The 276-nt window shown below is 55.1% G+C and carries 1 protein-coding gene; it reads left to right on the top strand.

Annotation, left to right across the window (positions count from 1 at the left end; genetic code table 11):
* A partial coding sequence (locus ACRHNM_RS16700; protein ID WP_431137749.1) for a glycosyltransferase occupies window positions 1-268 on the top strand: 268 nt, incomplete at its 5' end.
* Window positions 269-276: the final 8 nt, after the last annotated feature.

Below are 276 nucleotides of genomic sequence, written 5' to 3' on the forward strand. Positions count from 1 at the left end.
CGTACTGGATGACTGCTCCAGCGATGGTAGTGTGAAGATGATCGAGCATTGCGCGGAAGTGGCAGGGCGCAGGATACGCCTGGTGACCAATGAGAAGAACAGCGGCAATGTGTTCAAACAATGGGAGCTTGGCCTGTCGCTCTGTCGTGGATCGAAAGTCTGGATTGCCGAGGCGGACGATCTGTCCAGTCCTTCATTTCTGTCACGCTCGGTGGCCAGTTTCAAGAAGGACACATGCCTGAGTTTCACCGATTACGCGCAGGCTTAGGAAGAGGG

It is taken from the genome of Psychroserpens mesophilus, from assembly GCF_050617655.1.
In the GTDB taxonomy this organism is placed as follows: Bacteria; Bacteroidota; Bacteroidia; order Flavobacteriales; family Flavobacteriaceae; genus Psychroserpens; species Psychroserpens mesophilus_A.